The sequence below is a fragment of the Acetobacter sacchari genome, assembly GCF_017377715.1.
Classification (GTDB): domain Bacteria; phylum Pseudomonadota; class Alphaproteobacteria; order Acetobacterales; family Acetobacteraceae; genus Acetobacter; species Acetobacter sacchari.
In genome coordinates, this window is sequence record NZ_JAFVMF010000011.1 from 38,880 (window position 1) to 57,784 (window position 18,905).

The window sequence follows — 18,905 nt, forward strand, 5'->3', positions numbered from 1 at the left end:
TTGTGATGGCGGGTTCATCCCGCAAGCGGGCGGAACCGCCTCTTCGTTGCGGGGAAATCGATCCGCCCCGTCCATTTCATCCGATCGGATGGTATCCTAAAACGTCCCGACAAACCGGTCCGGCAGCCGCCAGAGAGCGTCGCCAGAAAGGTGGAGATCAATCTTGTAAAGTTCTTCAGTTCGGGACTCTGCGCTTTCGATCACGCGCGCAAGCCATTCGCGCAGGGCTGGATCGTTCTCTCCCAGAACAATGTCGTCACGACGTTCCAGCCCCGCCATGCCGGAAAGCATGGCGTCCCAGTGATCGTCCGCCATGCGCTGGTGCATCCCGGCGTCCTGTCGTTTCCATGGCTGCGTGCGCGTGCGGGCCAGACGCTGCAACCCGGCGTCGCGGTCGGCGTAACGAAGGTGAAAGAGGTAGAGGTCGTCGAAACGCGGGGGCGTGTCGATGCAGTGGAAGCCCGGCGCCCATGACACAGGTCGGCGGATCAGAACGGGTTTGCACATGGCGCTTGAAAACCGCAGCCACCGACGCTGTTCGCTGACCGGACGGCTCCAGTCCATTGTCGGCTCTTCGCTGGACGGGTGAATAACGTCAAAGCCTATGGCGGTTCTGACGCCATCTTGTTCCACGGACGCGGCATAGCCGAGCAGCGAGTTGTGACGCGCGGGATCCGCCACCAGAAACTCGTCAATATCGACGTAGATCACCGCGTCGTACCAACACAGCAAAGAGGCGCAGAAGCAGGAGAGGAATCCTGCTCTCATCTTGTCATCCTGCGGAGACCGGGGGATGCGCACGATATTCACGTCTCCTAGATCGGAAGCGCTTCCATCGGTCGATCCGTGATCGATGACGTAACACTGGGCGTCCCCGACCTGCGTCGCGTAATGACGACGCCAGACGGAGACTAGGTCGCCCTCATTGTAGGTCATGGTGACGATGGCGAGGGGAGACCGTGATGACATGGGACCGCCTGCTGCGCGTTGTTACGACGCCTGCCGCGCCCGCCGCCAGTTCCAGCAATTGATCACCCTGGCTCATCGAGCAAAGGGATGAGACGCTCAGCCGTCAAGCCGTAACGGTCAGGCATGCACTTAAATAGTCGTTTTTAACTGGAGAAATTCCCGGCCGATGGTAGCGGCGGACGGATTTGAACCGCCGACCAAGGGATTATGATTCCCCTGCTCTACCGCTGAGCTACGCCGCCATCGCGCCGGTGGTGGGTGAACTATCCGCGTGGCCCAGCCAAGTCAAGGCGCAGAGGGTTCATGATGTCGTCGAAGCCCGAAGATGCGAGTGTTTCAGCCCGTAATAGCGGTAAATTCCGGCGCCCAATGCGAAATAACAGGCAAGGAGAATCGCAGGCGTCGGATTCCCGGCGAGCAGATCCCTCACCACGTCGATGAACAGCGGCCCGACCATGATCAGGCAAAAAGCGATCCCCAGAGCCGGCGCAATGCCGATCCACACGCCGCGAATCCGGACGCCGCCCAACGGCACCCGAAAGGGCCGAATCGCATCGGGACGTGCGTTACGGTCCCAGATGACGGTCAGGCACACCACGCCAAAGGCGGACGCCGTGCCTATGCTCACCAGATCGCTGATGATGTCGATCGGAAGAAAAGCCGTCGCAAGCGCCACGGTCGCGCCGAGAATGATCGCGCCCTTCCACGGTGTGCGGAAGCGGGGATGCAGAATACAGAATGCGGGAGGCAGCAGTCCGTCACGGGCGATTGTGAAGAAAATCCGGCTCTGGCCATACAGCAGTCCGAACAGGACAGAGCACAGTCCGATCACCGCGCCGACTTTCACCAAAAGCGCCAGCCACGGCCAGCCGATCGCGTCGACAGCGAGAGCCAGCGGGTCTGCGACGTCCAGCGTTCTCCATGGCACGACCCCGATCAGCACGGCGGCGACGCAGATATAGACGACAGTGCAGATCAGCAGAGAGCCGATCACGCCGATCGGAATGTCCCGACGCGGGTTTCGCGCTTCCGAGGATGCCGTTGAAACGGCTTCGAAGCCGACATATGCGAAGAAGATGATGGACGCAGCACGGAAAATACCGGGAATTCCGTAGTGGAACGACCCTTCCGAAGGCGGGATGAACGGCGTCCAGTAAGCCGGATGGATGGCGCGCAGACCAACGACCATAAAAATCAGCAATACGCCGACCTTCAGGATGACGATCGCGGTGTTGATGCGCACCGATTCCTCGACCCCCATCACCAGAAACACTGTGACGAACAGAACCACGCCTGCGCCGACAACATCGATGTGCGGCCCAACTACGGCGTGCATTCCCGCGGGGGTCATCGTCGTCTGGATGAGTGTTGTATGCAGGGCGGCCGGCACATGGACGCCCAGATCGCTGAGCAGGCTGACCGCATAGCCGGAAAAGCCTGAGGCCACGCCGGCGCAGGAGATGCCGTATTCAAGCAGCAGCAGCCAGCCGACCCACCACGCCGCGCGTTCGCCCAGCGAGACATAGGCGTAGCTGTAGGCGGATCCTGAGACCGGCATGGCCGAAGCCAGTTCGCCGTAGGAAAGCGCCGTAAACAGGCAGGCTAGGCCCGCGATTACGAAAGACAGGAGAATGGCCGGTCCGGCGTAATTGGCGGCAGCGGTGCCGGTCATCACGTAGATGCCCGCCCCGATGGTCGAACCGACGCCAAGCATGGTGAGTTGCACGGGGCCGAGGCTGCGGCGAAGGCCGTGACTCTCGTTCTCCTTTTCAATCGTCTCGACCGACTTCCGGAGCGCGCCCCGGGCGAAAAAACTCTTGTCGGTCGGCGAGGCGGGCGCGCTGTCGGACCGCAGGCCGGGCTGTGGGCTGGGCATGGTCGTCGACTTGTCTCCATCTATGCGCGAGAGCGCCGCTTTACAGGGTGGCGGTCGCATCAATCACGGGAACTGGAGTCAGCCCCGTCCGCACGACGTCGCCGCCGCGCCCCATCGGAACGTTATCCTACAGGAACAAACGTGCAAACGAAGAACGACACTGTCCGACGCCATGCTCGGAAGCGGGCGGGGCGAAAACGTCGCCGTTGCGCGGCGTGGCAGGTCTTACAGCGCGCCGCCGAGTATCGCCAGCGCGCCCAGACCGACCGCGATGCAGTAGTAGGCGAACGGCGCGAGCGCCCAGTTGTCATGGTTGCGGAAATACCGCATCAGCGCGGCGGTGCTGATCAGTGCGGTGATTCCGGAGACGACCGCCGCGATCAGACCGATCTGGATCTGCTCGTGGCTGATGGTCATGTGACGCATCTTCATCACCTGATGCGCCGTCGCCGCCAGGATGACCGGCTCCGCCATCAGGAATGAGAAACGCGCCGCCACGTCATGATGCAGGCCGCGCAGCAGGCCGCCCGCGATCGTCGCGCCTGAGCGGGAGAGGCCGGGGAACAGGGCCAGACATTGGAAACAGCCGATGATCAGCGCGTCGCGCGAGGTCAGGCTTGCGATCGGGCGGTCGGAAATATCCGCGCCAATCCGGCCACGCAGGCGTTCGACGGACAACAGCAACAATCCGTTCAGTATCAGGAAGCTGGCCGCCGCCAGCGGCGCGCCGAACAGATGCTTCAGAAGATGATCGAAAAGGCCGCCCACGATAATCGCCGGAATCGTGGCGATGACCAGCAACATGATGATCTTGAGGCTCTCCACCCGTCGCTGCGCGTTGTCGAACCCGAAAAGGCCGCGGAAAATAGCGGCCCAGTCACGCCAGAAGAACACGAACAGCGCGACAGAGGTCCCCAGATGGAGCATCACGAGGAACGGGAGGAACGTCTCGTCGTTTTCGTTGAAGGGCCAGTGAAGAAGCGCGGGAAGCAGAACCGCATGCCCAAGACTGCTGACAGGGAAGAGCTCGGTAGCCCCCTGGAGAATAGCGATCACGAGGGCCTGTATCAGCGTCATGCGGCAATCCGGTTTGTGAGGGTCTCATGGGCACGGCGTCGACGCGCCGGGGCGCTTCCGTGCAGGACCGCCGGGCATAAGTCTTAGACTGCCCTTAAAGAGAGCGATACCTGTCGGCGGGCCGATTCTGGGTGGCGCGGCGCTTGACGGCGAAGGGGACGCTCACGCTTACTCCGCCCTGAGACGCGCTGGCGTCGGTTTGACGAGGGGACAACATCTCATGGCGATACGCAGAAAAGGCGGTCCGCTGCTGTTTAGCACGGCAGTGATCGCACTTACCGCTGGATTCGCCTTCTATGCGCATGGCCTGCAGACTGGCTTCGGCGCAAAACGTTATCCTCTTTCTGCGCGCTTCATTTCGGCGAATGGTCTCGCCCCCGGGGCGGATGTGATGATCTCTGGCGTTCCTGTAGGCCGCGTCGATACGATTCGCCTCAATCCCGCCAGCGCAATGGCGGAGGTGGCGTTCGAGGTTGACGACCGTTTGCATTTCCCGACTGACAGCACGCTCTCGGTGGGCAGCGCCACGATGTCGGGCGACAACGCCCTGATCATTGAACCGGGCGCTTCCTCCGTGTTGACCAAGGCCGGAGACGTGCTCGCCAATACACGTGAGCCCATGAGTCTTGAGCAGCAGGTGAGTAATTACATTTTTGGTAACGGCGGCTTGCCGGATTAAGCTGAAAATGAAGTGAACTGATTTCTAAGAGAAATCACCTAACGAACTAATTTATTGAAAATACTGTTTTGCATCGCCGTTTGTTTGATACGACGCGAAGCTGATACTGCCTGGATTTGCTATGCGGCCTTCCTTGGGGACCAAAGCTGATATTTGATGCACTTTTGATTATCAAATCGAAGATATTTAAAATGATTGAAAATCAAGACGTTACCTGAATTTTTTTTGATAGGAAAATTTAGGCGGACCAAGATCCGGTCAAGGCAAAACGAGCATGTCGTGCCAAACTGTAGAGAGTCTCTTGACGCGTTAAATAGTGGGCCATTTTTAAAAATATCATTCAATAAAGTCAGTTAAATACAATCAATCGTTGAGCGGGTAGGAACGCATCAGGCGACGCTGCTCGCGCCACAATCTTACACCTTCCCTCACCGAGCAGGATTTCCAGCCGGCTCGTTTCTTCTTCGCGCCAATCCGAAAGCTCTCGCCGTAGTGATGAAACTGCGTGGCGTAGGCCTCCCGCAACGTGGTGGCGGCGTCCCATATATGCGTCGCTTCTGAACCGACCCCGTTGATCTCGATAATTTCGAAGCCCTCGCCCCGGCGGAGAGCCTCTACTGACTCAAATTTCACGTCTACACGCCCGAAGTGAAAGTCCGGAATATCGGTCATGATCTGGTCGAGCGCGGCCACGAGCGCGGGCGTGATGTCGGTTGCGCCGTTGCGGAACACAGATCCCTTGCAGTGATTGCCGGTGAACACCAGGGGAAGCCCCGCGCCCTGAGGCAACACCTCAGTCAGGCGCTCGGACAGGCGTTCGCGGTAAAGATGCGGCACCAGGCGGGTGCGCGGATCGGAGAGCAGTAACTGTTCGACCGTTGAAACGCCGTCGCCTGTGAGAAACGGCACGTCCTTGTAGGTGATGGAGCTGATGCGGCCGGTCGGCTCGTCAGGATGTCGAATATAGAACAGCCCGGCTTCGTGCTCGTAAGGAATCAACCGCTGGATGATCAGGCGCACTCCGCGAGGAAAAGCAGCCAACGCATCGGCCAACGCCTCCCGCGTTCGCACGAGCTTGACCCCGGTTCCGTTGCAGCCGATGTCGGGTTTCACCACCACGGGCAAGCTGAGGGACGCCGACGTCAGAGCGGCCTCAGCGCGCTTTAGGTCCTCAGAATCCGTGTCGAAAATGATGTAGGGTGCGATCCATGGACGTGCGACCGGGCCGGCCATGTCCAGAATGGATGTCTTGCTCTCGCCGCACAGCCCGCCAGTCGCGATCCGCGGATTGGCTGCTGTGGGCAGGCCAAAATCGCGATAACGCAAACCCATCATGATCCAGTAGGCGACGATGGGCGTATAAAACAGCCATCCGGGCCAGAACTCGAAAAAGCTGACCGGTCCGCCGGTTTCGCGAGCCGCCCCTGAACGGCTCTCTTGTTCCGGCGACGCTTCGCCCTGAAACGCGCGGGTGGCCAGAACGCCATAATCGGGAACGTTTGAGGAGGCTGCGAAATCACGGGGCGCGCGGGGCATAAAGGTCATGAGCAAATCCGTATCGTGTTTCGATCCGTCGACGTTCTCGCCGTCAGGCGTGTTTTCCGCCGCCAGAAATATGCCGACCGACAAAAACAATCGCGGCAAGAAAACCAATGACGCCGAGCCAACGCCATGGCCCCAGTGCGTCGAGTAGGGGTCTGCCGACGTGAAGCGATAGCGCAAACAGCGCGCTTGTCCAAAACAGCGTGGCGATCGCGGTCGCCAGCATGAAGATGATGAACCCTGCGCCGAAGAACCCGGACGCCGTGTAGACGGGAAGACGCGTCCCGGGAATGAATCGGCAGATGAACACCACGCGGAACAATGCCGCTCCGCGCCACCAGAGAGCGCCGCCTTCCGGCGCGGTGGGCGCGAATCGCTTTTTGATCTGGGCCGACCACCCGCGTGAGTCATCGGTGATTACTGTCATCTGGCGAGTCTTTTCCGCAGGTGCCCAACGTCGTGCGCGCGGCCAGAATGCCGCCAGGCGACCAAGACCGTACAGACCGGCGTCGCCGATGATGATTCCTGTGTATAGCGCTGAAAGAGCGAGCGGCCATGCGATAAGGCCGTCGCCAACGGCGATCGCCGTGAGCAAGGTCGCACCGTCCTCAAGAACAAAAGTCGCCAGAAGAATCGCCACGGCCTGCAGCGCAGGGTCGTGGACAGAAACGGCCAGCCAGGACGAAAGGGAAGGAAGCGACATGCGCGCTCTTTGCACGATCGGGCGTTCACTGGCCAATCGTCGCCGGGGCGCCTGAGCAGCGCGCAAGGCCGATCCCTCGCATGATCCGCGCGCTCCCTTGCTGCGCCGCCGCGCTTCCGCCATAAATTTGAGGACACAGAGCGGGTGCGCGCTCCTTGCATGGTGGCGCGCTGAGCAATGCAGCGACAGGATCATGTTTTGAAATCCGCTACATCCAGGACCTCTTCGCGCTCCTCTACACGCGCTTCCGCCGCCCAGGCCCTCAAGCAGAAGCCGTCAACCACAAAACTCGATCCGAAACCGAAGCCGGCGCGCGGAAAAGGCGTTCCAGCCGCATTCGGCGGCAAGCGAGTTGCGCCTGCCGCGGGTGACGGTTCGCCTGTGCCCGACGTGAACCGTGACGGAACGCCCACTGCATTGTTCTACTTCGACCGGGAATGGTACGCGGCGAACTACCCTGATGTCGCGGCCGCTGGAGTCGATCCCGCGACGCATTTCATGGAATGCGGCTGGCGGGAAGGACGGAACCCAAACCCGCACTTTGATTGCAACGCTTATCTTGAAGCGAATCCCGATGTGCTCGCAGCGCAACTCAATCCGTTCGTTCATTTCATCATGTATGGCGTCTGTGAACGCCGCAGCCTTCGTCCGGAAGAGAACTGACGATGTCCACGCCCGAACCTGTCATCGCGTCTGAGCAAACCGGAACACGCAAGCAAACCGGACGGCGGGCTGTTTCGCGCGCCCTGCTGGGCGGCGTGGCGGCTCTGTCTGTTGCGCCCCGCCCGGTTTCGGCGCGGGCAGTTGCTCATCGCGCAGTGGCGTCCGGCGGGGCGGGCGCCTACGAAGCATTTCTTGCCGGGGTCCACAGTCAGGCGGTCGGCATGGGCCTGTCGTCATCGCTGATGACCGAAGCTCTGTCGCTGACGCAACGACCGAATGCGAAGGTGCTGGAACTCGATCGTCACCAGCCGGAGTTCACGCTTACCTGGGCGCAGTACCGCGCCAAAGTGCTCAGCACCGGCAAAATAGACGCCGGAAAAGCGGCCTACGCGACAAACCGGTCGCTGATCGGGCAGGTTTCCTCGCGCTTCAGCGTGGAGGAGACGCCCATTATGGGAATTTGGGGTCTCGAATCCTACTACGGCAAGCTGACCGGTCATTTCAACGTCATCGACGCTCTTGCGACGCTTGCTTTCGACGGGCGCCGCGCCGCGTTTTTTCGGTCCGAGCTGCTCAAGGCGCTGAAAATACTGAACGAGCGTGGCATCCCGCCATCCGGCATGGTCGGAAGTTACGCGGGGGCGATGGGGCAGCCGCAATTCATGCCCAGCGCCTATCTGAGCTACGCCCATTCTTTCGATGGCGCCGGTCCTGCAAATATCTGGACGAGCGTGCCTGACGTTTTGTCGTCTATCGCAAACTACCTCTCACGCTGTGGCTGGCTGTCGGGCGAGCCGTGGGGGCAGGCGATTCAGGCGCCGGACACGTTGCAGCAAGCGGAAATCGGGCGCGAGCATAAGCGCTCGCTGGCTCAATGGATGGCGGCCGGAGTGCGGCGTCAGGACGGTGGTCGTTTTTCGCATGAAGACGTTATTGGCGCTGTCGTGCGGCCTGACGGGCCGGGCGGCGAGGCGTTCATGGTCTATCACAATTTCGATGTGATCCGCCGCTACAACCCCTCGGACTACTATGCGCTCGGCGTCGGTCTGATGGGCCTGATGACGACATGATTTCCGCTCACGCTTTGCGGCGGGCGCCCGGTGCGCCGCGACATGCCGCAAGGCGAGGAGCGTGGAGCCTGAGGTTGAGCGGCGCCCTTGGGGCGTCGGCGCTTGGTCTGGTCTCCTGCCGCCAGGTCTCGTCGCCGCCGACCGCGCATCCTCACTACGTCGTCGGCGCCGCCTATCAGGCGGACGGCCTTTGGCGGTACCCGCGAGAAGAGTTTTCCTATCGTGAAACGGGACTCGCCGTGGTGGACGCTGGCGCCCGCCCTGTCGGGACAACCGCCGACGGCGAGGTCTACGATCCGCAGGTGATGGCGGGATCGCACCCGACGCTACAACTGCCCGTGGACGTCACTGTCCGCAATCTGGAAAATGGGCGTGAGATCGACGTGCGCCTCGATGATCGTGGTCCGGCAAGACGGGGGCGGCTTATCTCGCTCACGCCTCGCGCGGCGGCGGCGCTGGGCATGGGCGCCGGACCCGCGCGCGTGGAGGTCGAGGAGATCGAGGCGTCAAGCAGAGGATACGCCGAAACTCTCCCTGGCGGCCCCATGCTTGCGCTGCAGGCGGCGCCGGTTGCGACAGTAACGCGGCAAGACCTGCCGCCGCCCGGGACGTCAGCACACGGCGTCGTGCGTGTCGACCCGAGGACAGGCGCGTCTGGCGCCGCTTTGACGGGCGAAATCGCCTTGCCTCGGTTCCCTGTGTCATACCGACAGGGATTTCCGCGTCCGGGTGGATTATGGGTAGAGACTGGACGTTTCACCCAGCGACGTTACGCCTCGATGGAGGCGATTCGGGCTGGGGGAACCGTGTGGCCCAGTCCAGTCGGAAGCGGTCCGGCCTGGACGGTGCGCGTCGGCCCTTTCAACGGGGTGGACGAGGCGGACGCTGCTCTGGACCGCGCACTGGCGATCGGGTTAACCGGCGCTCATATCGTCGTCGAATAGGATTTGAACGTGCAGACCCGACGCATACTTCTCGCCAGCGGCGCAGCCGCCCTTGCCGGTGGCGTTTCCGGCCTCTCTGGAAACCTTGACGCGGCTTTGGCCGCGCACCCGCGTCGTGGCGGTCATGCGACGCATAAGCCCGCAGCGTCGAAGGCGACCGAAGACTCCGGCGCCGTCGTTGCAACTGGCGGCGCGCCCGCGACAACGCCGATCGGACCGGTGGACACCGTCGCCCGCTGGGTGTGCATCGTCGACTTCAATTCCGGCATCGTGTTGATGGAGAAGGCGGCGGACGACCGGATGCCGCCGTCGTCCCTCACCAAGATGATGACCGCCTATGTCGTGTTCGGAATGCTGCAGTCCGGCAGGCTGAAGCTTGACCAGTCCCTGCCAGTCAGCGAGCGCGCCTGGCGCATGCAGGGCTCGAAGATGTTCGTGCCGCTCGGCGAAAGCGTGGCGGTCGAGGAACTGATTCAGGGAATGCTCATCCAGTCGGGCAACGACGCGTGCATCGTGCTGGCTGAGGGTATTTCGGGGTCGGAGGAGCAGTTCGTCGCGCTGATGAACGACACCGCCGCGAAGCTGGGCATGACCAACAGCCACTTCATGAACTCGACCGGCTGGCCTGCGGAGGGCCACTACATGTCCGCGAGAGACGTTTCCACTATTGCGACGCATCTGATCAGGGATTTTCCGCAGTATTACCATTATTTTTCTGAAAAAGATTTTAAGTTCAACAAGATAAGCCAGGGCAACCGTAACGTTCTTGTCGACAAGGGCCTGGCCGACGGGTTGAAGACCGGACACACCGACGCTGGCGGCTTTGGGCTTTGCGCGTCCTCACTTCGTGGCGACCGTCGCGTCGTCATGGCGTTGAACGGCATGGCTTCTTCGAATGAGCGCGCACATGAGGGAGAACGCCTCTTGTCGTGGGCGTTCGCGAATTTTGAGACCGCTACGATCGTCCGTAAGGGGCAGATCGTAGATCAGGCGCCGGTCTGGATGGGCGAAGCGAGAACCGTGCCGGTCGCTGTGGCGCGTGACGTCACCATGGTTCTGCCTCATGGCTGGCAATCTCGCGTTCAGGTCGGCGTGGATTATTCATCCCCGTTGATCGCGCCGGTTGCGGCGGGACAGGAGATTGGACGCCTGACCGTGACGATCGCAGGCGCGCCAGCGGCAGTTCCGCCAGCGCCGACCCCGGCGCCATCTGCGGGTGGCGTGGCGCCGATCGCTCCCCAGCCGCCAGCGGCGACGTCTCTCTCTGTTCCACTGATCGCAAGTGAGGGTACGGGGAAGCTCGGGTTTGGCGGGCGTGTCGCTTATCGCCTGGGGCTGGGCGGACACTGAGGAGATTCAGCCGAGGTGTGATTGTGCATGGCGTTGTTTTTGAAATAAAAAATAACGCCTTGTGAAATGACTTGAACACACCTCATTTGCAGTCGGTTTTTTCTTTGGCGACACATTCATTAATGTGTTTTGTTGACAATCGCATTTAGTGAGTTGTTTTTAAACAAATTTATTAATATTTACCTTCAGTTCACTCGATCGCTCTTCAAAGGCGGCGACAATAACTGAACGAACCTCCCCTCGGTGGTGTGGTGGGCAATGGAGCAGCAATGACGCGGGGCGTTTTCATCACGCTGGAAGGAGGCGAAGGCGCGGGCAAGTCTACGCAACTGCGCGCTTTGGCACCGGTTTTGACCCGCATGGGGTATGACGTACTGACGACCCGGGAGCCCGGCGGCTCGCCTGCGGCGGAGGCGTTGCGAGAACTGCTGTTGTTCGGCGGCGTAACGTTTTCGTTGCGAGCTGAAATCATGGCTCACTTTGCAGCCCGTTGCGACCACGTCGACAATGTGATCCGTCCGGCGATCGAGGCAGGACGGATCGTTCTGTGCGATCGTTTTTTCGACTCCACGATGGCTTACCAGGGATATGGACAAGGGCACGCCGACCCGGCCGTTCTCGCCCTTATCACGCGGCTGAGCCGCGAGGTGGGGCTCGCCCCGGATCTCACTATCCTGTTTGAAGTCGCTCCGGCCATAGGGCGTCGCCGGATAGAGGCCCGTACGGCGGCCATAACCGGCGGTGTGGCTGCTCTCGATCGTTACGAGCAGGCTGACCCGTCTTTTCACCTGCGGGTGGCGGAAGGGTTCGCCGCAGTTGCTTCGTCGGAGCCGGGGCGTTTTCTTCGTGTATCCTCCGATGTTGACAGCCCGGAGACGATCACCGCCGCCGTCGCCAGTCGGATCGAATCTTTCCTGAAGGCGCGGTAGCGATGGCCGCGCCCCGAGGTTCACGCTCTAAGGCCGCGAGCGCGGCGGCTCCGATAGCGACGGAAGAGCGTCCGCTCGACAAGGCGCGAAGAGCCTCCTTGTCCCTGACGGGACACCAGGCCAGCCTTGCTGCCTTCAGAAATGCGTTTACGACCGGCAGGCTGCATCATGCATGGCTGCTCACCGGACCAGAGGGTATCGGCAAGGCTGCGCTGGCTTTTCGCATGGCTCGAATTTTGCTCAACGGCGAAGACGAGGCTTCTTCGGCAGGCAGGCAGGTGACGGCGGGCTCCCACCCGGACCTTCTGGCCATCGGCCGCAGTTACGACGAGAAAAAGCAGCGTTTTCGCGGTGAAATCGTCGCGGATGAGATTCGTCCGATTGGCGCCTTTCTCCATCGGACGGCCGCTGAGGGCGGGTGGCGGGTGGTGCTGGTCGACAACGTCGATGCGATGAACCGCAACGCGGCGAATGCACTGCTTAAGGTGCTTGAGGAACCGCCCAATCGGGCGATTCTGCTTCTGACTTGTGCGACGCCGGGCCGCCTCCTGCCCACTATTCGCAGCCGGTGCCGGACGTTGACCGTGCCGCCGTTGGACGAGGCGTCGGTGCGCGCCGTTCTGATGCGTGAGGCGAGCGATGCGGAGCCGTCGGAGATCGAGCGCGTGCTCCCGCTGGCGCAGGGATCGCCGGGGCGCGCGATTGCGTTGCTTGCTGACAAAGGCGGGGCGTTGGCAGGCGTTGCGCAGGAAGCTTTGGCAGGCATGAGTGTCGCGCGGATGCTTGACCTTGCGGAGGGAATATCCCGCAGCGACGTCGGATTCCCGCTTTTCTTCACGCTTCTGGCGAACGCGCTGGCGTCGGCGACGCGGCAGGCCGGACGACTGGAGGAGAGCGCAGCGCTGGCTGAACGCTGGACGAATGTGGGCCGCATCCGATCGGAAACAGAACGCTTCAATCTAGACAAGCAGGAAGCGGTCATTGAAGCGCTGTCGGTCGCTGGCGGGCGTTAGCATCAGGTCGTGGCGAGCGACTGGACGGTCGTCGTGAGCCTGTGTCGTCTACGGCGAATGGAATGCGGCGATAATCCGCCGACATGACCGTCAAACCGTTGTCTGAAGATGGCGATTGCGTGGAGAACACGCCGTCGGCCCTCGCGAGAGACGTCCGCATCCGGTATGGGTGACTTCTATCGACAAGCACGCGGCAGGACCGGCGAATCGTCAAGTCTTGCCTCGCACGCAACCCCTCGACCAGAGCAACCGGGAAGCCAAGAGCAGACATGAGCGGCCGTTTCTATGTGACCACCCCGATCTACTATGTGAATGGCGCACCCCATATCGGTCACGCCTATACGTCGATCGCCGCCGACATCGTCGCGCGCTTCAATCGTCTTTCCGGCAAGGACGTGTTCTTCCTGACTGGCACGGACGAGCACGGTCAGAAGGTCGAGCAGGCTGCTCTGGCCGCCGGTGAGGATCCGCAGGCGTTCACGGACCGCTTCGCAGCCGAGTTCCGCGCGGTCGCGGACGTCATGGGAATTTCTTACGACGACTTCATTCGTACGACGGAGCCCCGCCACAAGGCGGGGGCGCAGGCGTTGTGGGAGAAAGTCGCCGCCGGCGGAGATATCTATCTTGGAGCGTATGAGGGCTGGTACGCCCTGCGCGACGAGGCATTTTACGGCGAAGACGAGCTGGTCACGCGACCTGATGGAACGAAGGTCGCCCCATCTGGCGCGCCGGTCGAATGGATGCGCGAACCATCCTATTTCTTCCGGCTGTCAGCGTATCAGGACCGACTGCTGGAGCTGTACGAAAAGCATCCGCAATTCATCGGTCCCGTCGGACGAAAGAACGAGATCGTAAGCTTCGTGAAGCAGGGCCTTCGCGACCTGTCGATCAGCCGCACCAGCTTCAAATGGGGTGTGCCGGTGCCGGGCGACGAAGACCACGTCATGTATGTGTGGTTCGACGCTCTCGCCAATTACCTGACTGCCCTGGGGTTTCCCGATACGTCGGCGCCCCGCATGGCTTTCTGGCCCGCGAACCTGCATATGGTCGGCAAGGACATCGCCCGTTTCCATACGGTTTACTGGCCCGCCTTCCTGATGGCCGCCGGGATCGATCTGCCGTCGATGGTGTTCTCGAACGGCTGGTGGACGGTCGAGGGCGAGAAGATGAGCAAGTCCGTGGGCAACGTGATCGACCCGCGTGATTTCGTCGCGGAGTTCGGTCTCGATGCAGTGCGGTTCTTCCTGATTCGCGAAGTGCCTTTCGGTGGAGATTCAGACCTTTCCAGACGTTCCCTGATATCCAGAATGAACGTTGAACTCGCTAACGACCTTGGCAATCTGGCGCAGCGGACGCTGTCGCTGATCGCGCGCAATTGCGGCGGCGTCCTGCCGGAACGCGGTCCGCTTACCGAAGCCGATACGCATCTGTTCGGACAGGCCTCGCTCTTGCCGTCGGTGATGGCGGAGCAGATCGGCCGCATCGCCCTGACGGACGCGCTCGAGGAAACGTGGAAGCTGATCCGGGCCTGCAACGCCTACATCGACCATCAGGCGCCGTGGGCTCTCAAGAAGACCGACCCGGTGAAAATGGAAGCGGTCCTTCGCGTTCTGGCCGACGCCCTGCGAGTCATCGCGACCGTACTGCAGCCATATATGCCGGGCAGTATGGACAAGATGCTGACGCAGCTTGGCGTCACGACAGATGAGAGGACACTTACTGCGCTGGATACGCCGCTTCCGGGAGGTCGCGTCCTTCCGAAGCCCGAGGGCATTTTCCCGCGCTTCATCGAGCCTGAAGCAGGAACTGCCCAATGACGGCTCCGGGAGCGGATCATGCGGTGGGCTTAATAGACTCGCATTGTCACCTCGATCATTTTTCGAACGAGGAACTGCCTCTGCTGCTCGATCGCGCACGGGAAGCCGGGCTGGACGGCATGGTGACGATCGGCACGCGGCTGTCTCGCCAACATGAGCAGAAGGCGCTGACCCGTCACTCCCGACCTGACCTCGCGATCTGGTGCTCGATCGGCACGCACCCGGACCACGTGGACGAAGAAGAGACGCCAGAGGCCGCGCGGATAGCGGAACTCGCCGATGCGCCTGAAGTCGTGGCGATCGGGGAGAGCGGGCTGGATTATTTTCATGGGGCACCGGAGATCCGCCCGCTTCAGCAAGCGAGTTTCCGGGCGCATATCCACGCTGCGCGTCTGACCGGCCTGCCGCTGGTCATTCACGCGCGTCAGGCTGATGACGACGTCGCAGCGGTTCTGGAGGACGAGACGGAGACGCGTGGCGCTTTTCCGTTCTTGTTGCATTGCTTCGCGTCCGGGCCGGATCTGGCGCGCAGGGCGCTCGCGCTTGGCGGCTATCTGAGCTTCTCAGGGATCGCGACATTCCCGAAGTCTTCAGAACTGCGCGACATCGCGCGTATCGTGCCGCACGATCGCCTGCTGGTGGAGACGGATTCTCCGTATCTTGCGCCCGCGCCGAAGCGTGGGAAACGCAATGAGCCATCTTATGTCGCCTTCACCGCCGCGACGGTGGCGGATACGGTCGGGCTTGAGCCTGCGGCTTTCGCGGACGTCACGACTGCGAATTTTCATCGCCTCTTCACCAAAGCCCGACGACCGGCACCTTAAAAGCGGCGCCACCAACTTTTGCGAAGAGGACGTATGCGTGACTGACGGACGGGTGGCTCGGTGAGCGCACAGTTGAGCATCACGGTTCTTGGGTGCGGCGGCTCGTCTGGCGTGCCGCAGATCGGAGGGCCGGACGGGCGTGGTGAGTGGGGTTCCTGCGATCCTGCGGAACCGCGGAACCGGAGGACGAGATCATCCATTGTCCTGGCCGGTCCGGATGGACGACGCATACTGGTCGATACCGGCCCGGATTTGCGGGCTCAGTTGCTGGCGACCGGGATTGGCGGCATCGACGCAATTTTCTACACGCACGCCCACGCTGATCATATTGCGGGTCTGGACGACGTAAGGCCGCTTAATTGGGCCGCTGGCCGGGCGATCGAGGCATTTGGAACTTCGGAGACGCTGGAAGAGGTGCGGACGCGGTTCGATTACGCGTTCCGGCCATGGACCACAAAAGATTTCTTCCGGCCGGGCGTCGTGGCGCGGCCAATCATGGCCGGGCAGGTTCTGGACATAGCAGGACTTTCGCTGACCGTGTTCGAGCAGGATCATGGAAAGCTGAACTCACTGGGCTTCCGCTGCGGCTCGTTTGCTTACTGCACTGATGTCGCTTCTTTTACGGATGATGTTCTGACGCTTCTTGAAGACGTCGACACCTGGATGGTGGACTGCTTCCAACTCAAGCCGCACTCCGCTCATGGCTGGCTGGAGCGAGTAGTGGAATGGGCAGGGCGTATTCGCCCCCGGCGTACGATTCTTACGCATCTTGGAACGGCCATGGATTGGGCGTGGATGCAGCGCGAACTGCCCAGCGGAATCGAAGCTGCTTTCGATGGGATGACCTTCTCTGTGGAAGGCGGCGCGCTGTCGCCCTCGCCCTCGCCAAGTTCCGATGCGGAATGATGGCGTTTAACCCGAGAGCCTGATTTAGACACCGTAGCCATGAGGACTCGAACGATACGCGGAGCTTGAAAGCGGCGGCCAGACTTGCCGACTCCCGTTTAGTCCGCTCACATGTTCCGCGACTCGTAGGATTTTCGTCCCCCAAGAGCGCGGACTGGACGAATAATTATCAAGCCTTTGAATCTTAAGCCGAATACTCGAGGCTTGTGTCGAATTATCTTGCTACCCGCAAGGAGAGTTCGCGATTTTTCTTGAAAATGGCGACGGGGTTTCGATACCGTGACCACACAAAGGTCAGATCGAACCGGATCGTTTGCCTGTTTTTGTTCATAAAGACAAGACCGTCCGAACGCTTTTCATAATGTCTTCATGGCGAACATGGAAAGGGAGAGACAGGCAGGCGTAGGCGCCAAGCGCGCCGAAGGCCGAGCGGAGGAAAGCCCGTCTGGCTCGCTCCGAACGAACAGCACGACAGGACAGGTTGCGCCGCGGCGGCTCGCGCGCAGGACAGGAGATTCTGGACCACCGTTCTTATTCGGCGTGATGACATGAACGGTGTCATCCGCCCTCGCGGAGATCGATATTGATGGCTTCTGTGTCGAACGTTTTCTCTCTCGCCACTGCGATGCGCGACCGCCATCGCGAGACTGAAATGAGCCTTTCAGATTATCTGGAACTCTGCCGCGACGATCCCTCCTGCTACGCCAGCGCCGCCGAGCGCATGCTCAAGGCAATCGGCGAACCGGAGATGGTCGACACTTCCCGCGACGTGCGTCTGTCCCGCATCTTTATGAACCGCACGGTTCGCGTGTACCCGGCTTTCGAAGATTTTTACGGCATGGAGGAGACAATCGAGCAGATTGTCGGCTTCTTCCGCCACGCAGCGCAGGGGCTGGAGGAACGGAAGCAGATTCTCTATCTGCTTGGCCCGGTCGGGGGCGGCAAGTCGTCTTTGGGCGAACGGGTCAAGACCCTGATGGAGCGCGAACCCATCTACATCCTGAAAGCTGGCAGGCATCTCAGCCCGGTGTTCGAGAGTCCGCTGGGCCTGTTCGACCCGTTCTCGATGGGAGAGGCGCTTGAGCGGGATTATGGCATTCCCCGGCGGGTGCTGACGGGAATCGCCAGTCCTTGGGCGTTGAAACGGCTTGAGGAGTTCGACGGCGACCTTTCGCGTTTCACGGTCGTAAAGCTGCATCCGTCCAAGCTGAAACAGATCGGCATAGCCAAGACCGAGCCGGGGGACGACAACAATCAGGACGTCTCGGCATTGGTCGGCAAAGTCGATATCCGGCAGCTGGAGCATTTCAGCCAGAACGATCCCGACGCCTACAGCTTTTCCGGGGGACTCAACCGCGCCAATCAGGGCGTCCTTGAATTCGTGGAGATGTTCAAGGCGCCGATCAAGATGCTTCATCCTCTGCTGACGGCGACGCAGGAGGGGAACTATGTAGGCACAGAGAATATCGGCTCCATCCCCTTCACAGGCGTTATCCTTGCGCACTCGAATGAGGCGGAGTGGCAGACTTTCCGCAACAACCGCACGAACGAGGCGTTTCTTGACCGTGTGTGCGTCATCAAGGTGCCCTACTGCCTGCGCGTGACGGAAGAGTCGAAGATTTACGAGAAGCTGATCACGTCGTCTGCGCTTAGTGAGTCTCCTCTCGCGCCGAACACGCTCGATATGCTCGCGCGGTTCGCGGTTCTCTCGCGCCTGAAAACTCATCCGAACTCCACACAATATGCGAAGATGCGCGTCTATGACGGAGAAAACATCCGCGAGACGGATCCCAAGGCCCGCACGATGCAGGAGTATCGGGATTCCGCTGGCGTCGACGAAGGCATGGACGGCATTTCGACGCGCTTCGCCTACAAGGTGCTCTCCGCAACGTTCAATCATGACTCGACCGAAATATCGGCCGACCCGGTGCATCTGATGTACGTGCTGGAGCACGCGGTCAGACGGGAGCAGTTTCCGGCGGAGGTGGAGGCGAATTATCTCGCGACGCTCAAATCGGAACTGGCCGGCCGCTACGCGGAGTTTCTCGGCAACGAAATCCAGAAGGCCTATCTGGAAAGCTACAACGACTACGGACAGAACCTTTTTGACCGGTATCTCGACTATGCCGACGCGTGGATAGAAGATCAGGATTTCAAGGACCCGGACACCGGGCAGATGCTCAATCGTGATCTTCTTAATGCAGAGCTGACGAAGATTGAAAAACCTGCGGGAATCGCCAACCCGAAGGATTTTCGTAATGAAGTCGTGAAGTTTTCGCTTCGCGCGCGGGCGTCGAATGGGGGGAAGAACCCGTCGTGGACTTCTTATGAAAAAATCCGCGACGTGATCGAGAAGCGCATGTTCAGCCAGGTGGAAGATCTTCTGCCTGTCATCAGTTTTGGATCGAAGAAAGACGGGGAGACCGAACGAAAACACGACGAGTTCGTCGAGCGTATGGTGGCGCGTGGTTACACGGAGCGGCAGGTCCGACGTCTGGTCGAATGGTATATGCGTGTGAAGCAATCTGCCTGAGTGTCGCTTT

The 18,905-nt window shown here is 60.9% G+C and carries 16 protein-coding genes and 1 tRNA gene; 11 read left to right on the plus strand and 6 right to left on the minus strand.

All coding sequences use genetic code 11. The features are described from left to right. Positions 1–96: 96 nt before the first annotated feature. From J2D73_RS11260 to J2D73_RS11275, 4 genes are all read right to left on the minus strand, one after another. On the minus strand, positions 97–969 hold the full coding sequence (locus J2D73_RS11260) for a glycosyltransferase family 2 protein (protein WP_207881657.1): 873 nt from the start codon (positions 967–969) through the stop codon (positions 97–99). Positions 970–1,136: 167 nt separating this feature from the next. After that, positions 1,137–1,211 (minus strand) — tRNA-Met (locus J2D73_RS11265). 59 nt (positions 1,212–1,270) lie between these two features. After that, positions 1,271–2,845, minus strand: coding sequence for an amino acid permease (locus J2D73_RS11270; protein WP_207881658.1), 1,575 nt, complete (start codon positions 2,843–2,845; stop codon positions 1,271–1,273). Between the two features lie 225 nt (positions 2,846–3,070). After that, positions 3,071–3,922 carry an undecaprenyl-diphosphate phosphatase gene (locus J2D73_RS11275; RefSeq protein WP_086643343.1) on the minus strand — a complete coding sequence of 284 codons (852 nt, stop codon included), beginning with the start codon at positions 3,920–3,922 and terminating at the stop codon, positions 3,071–3,073. 220 nt (positions 3,923–4,142) lie between these two features. Here J2D73_RS11275 and J2D73_RS11280 point away from each other — a divergent pair, with 220 nt between their 5' ends. Next, on the plus strand, positions 4,143–4,601 hold the full coding sequence (locus J2D73_RS11280; protein ID WP_207881659.1) for an MlaD family protein: 459 nt from the start codon (positions 4,143–4,145) through the stop codon (positions 4,599–4,601). Positions 4,602–4,964: 363 nt separating this feature from the next. Here the strand turns inward: J2D73_RS11280 and J2D73_RS11285 are convergent, their stop codons facing one another. Both J2D73_RS11285 and J2D73_RS11290 read right to left on the minus strand, forming a co-directional pair. Then, positions 4,965–6,146 (minus strand): ATP-grasp domain-containing protein, encoded by a 1,182-nt coding sequence (locus J2D73_RS11285; RefSeq protein ID WP_243429879.1) that lies wholly within the window; start codon positions 6,144–6,146, stop codon positions 4,965–4,967. Between the two features lie 43 nt (positions 6,147–6,189). Further along, entirely contained in the window at positions 6,190–6,846 is a 657-nt protein-coding gene (locus tag J2D73_RS11290) for a DedA family protein (RefSeq protein ID WP_207881660.1), read from the minus strand. A 177-nt stretch (positions 6,847–7,023) separates the two neighbouring features. On the opposite strand from J2D73_RS11290, the gene J2D73_RS20810 reads away from it, so the two are divergent. The 10 genes from J2D73_RS20810 to J2D73_RS11340 all read left to right on the plus strand — a co-directional run bounded on the left by J2D73_RS20810 (position 7,024) and on the right by J2D73_RS11340 (position 18,895). Next, entirely contained in the window at positions 7,024–7,509 is a 486-nt protein-coding gene (locus tag J2D73_RS20810) for a hypothetical protein (protein ID WP_243429880.1), read from the plus strand. A 2-nt stretch (positions 7,510–7,511) separates the two neighbouring features. Beyond that, positions 7,512–8,579: a lytic murein transglycosylase gene (locus tag J2D73_RS11300; RefSeq protein WP_207881661.1), complete on the plus strand. Its 1,068-nt coding sequence runs from the start codon at positions 7,512–7,514 to the stop codon at positions 8,577–8,579. A 74-nt stretch (positions 8,580–8,653) separates the two neighbouring features. Further along, the gene (locus J2D73_RS11305; RefSeq protein WP_243429881.1) at positions 8,654–9,523 is read left to right on the plus strand and encodes a septal ring lytic transglycosylase RlpA family protein; all 870 of its coding nucleotides are present in this window, start codon (positions 8,654–8,656) and stop codon (positions 9,521–9,523) included. 9 nt (positions 9,524–9,532) lie between these two features. Next, a complete protein-coding gene (locus J2D73_RS11310; RefSeq protein ID WP_207881663.1) occupies positions 9,533–10,873 on the plus strand; it encodes a serine hydrolase in 1,341 nt (446 codons plus the stop codon). Between the two features lie 269 nt (positions 10,874–11,142). Beyond that, positions 11,143–11,802 carry a dTMP kinase gene (gene tmk, locus J2D73_RS11315; RefSeq protein WP_207881664.1) on the plus strand — a complete coding sequence of 220 codons (660 nt, stop codon included), beginning with the start codon at positions 11,143–11,145 and terminating at the stop codon, positions 11,800–11,802. Positions 11,803–11,804: 2 nt separating this feature from the next. Next, complete coding sequence (locus J2D73_RS11320) at positions 11,805–12,815, plus strand: DNA polymerase III subunit delta' (RefSeq protein WP_207881665.1); 1,011 nt, start codon at positions 11,805–11,807, stop codon at positions 12,813–12,815. Positions 12,816–13,084: 269 nt separating this feature from the next. Then, positions 13,085–14,632: a methionine--tRNA ligase gene (metG, locus tag J2D73_RS11325; RefSeq protein ID WP_207881666.1), complete on the plus strand. Its 1,548-nt coding sequence runs from the start codon at positions 13,085–13,087 to the stop codon at positions 14,630–14,632. Beyond that, positions 14,629–15,456, plus strand: a complete 828-nt coding sequence (locus tag J2D73_RS11330; protein WP_207881667.1) for a TatD family hydrolase — start codon at positions 14,629–14,631, stop codon at positions 15,454–15,456. Before metG ends, J2D73_RS11330 begins: the two co-directional genes overlap by 4 nt. Positions 15,457–15,528: 72 nt before the next feature. Next, positions 15,529–16,362 carry an MBL fold metallo-hydrolase gene (locus J2D73_RS11335; RefSeq protein WP_207881755.1) on the plus strand — a complete coding sequence of 278 codons (834 nt, stop codon included), beginning with the start codon at positions 15,529–15,531 and terminating at the stop codon, positions 16,360–16,362. A 586-nt stretch (positions 16,363–16,948) separates the two neighbouring features. After that, entirely contained in the window at positions 16,949–18,895 is a 1,947-nt protein-coding gene (locus J2D73_RS11340; protein WP_207881668.1) for a PrkA family serine protein kinase, read from the plus strand. Positions 18,896–18,905: the final 10 nt, after the last annotated feature.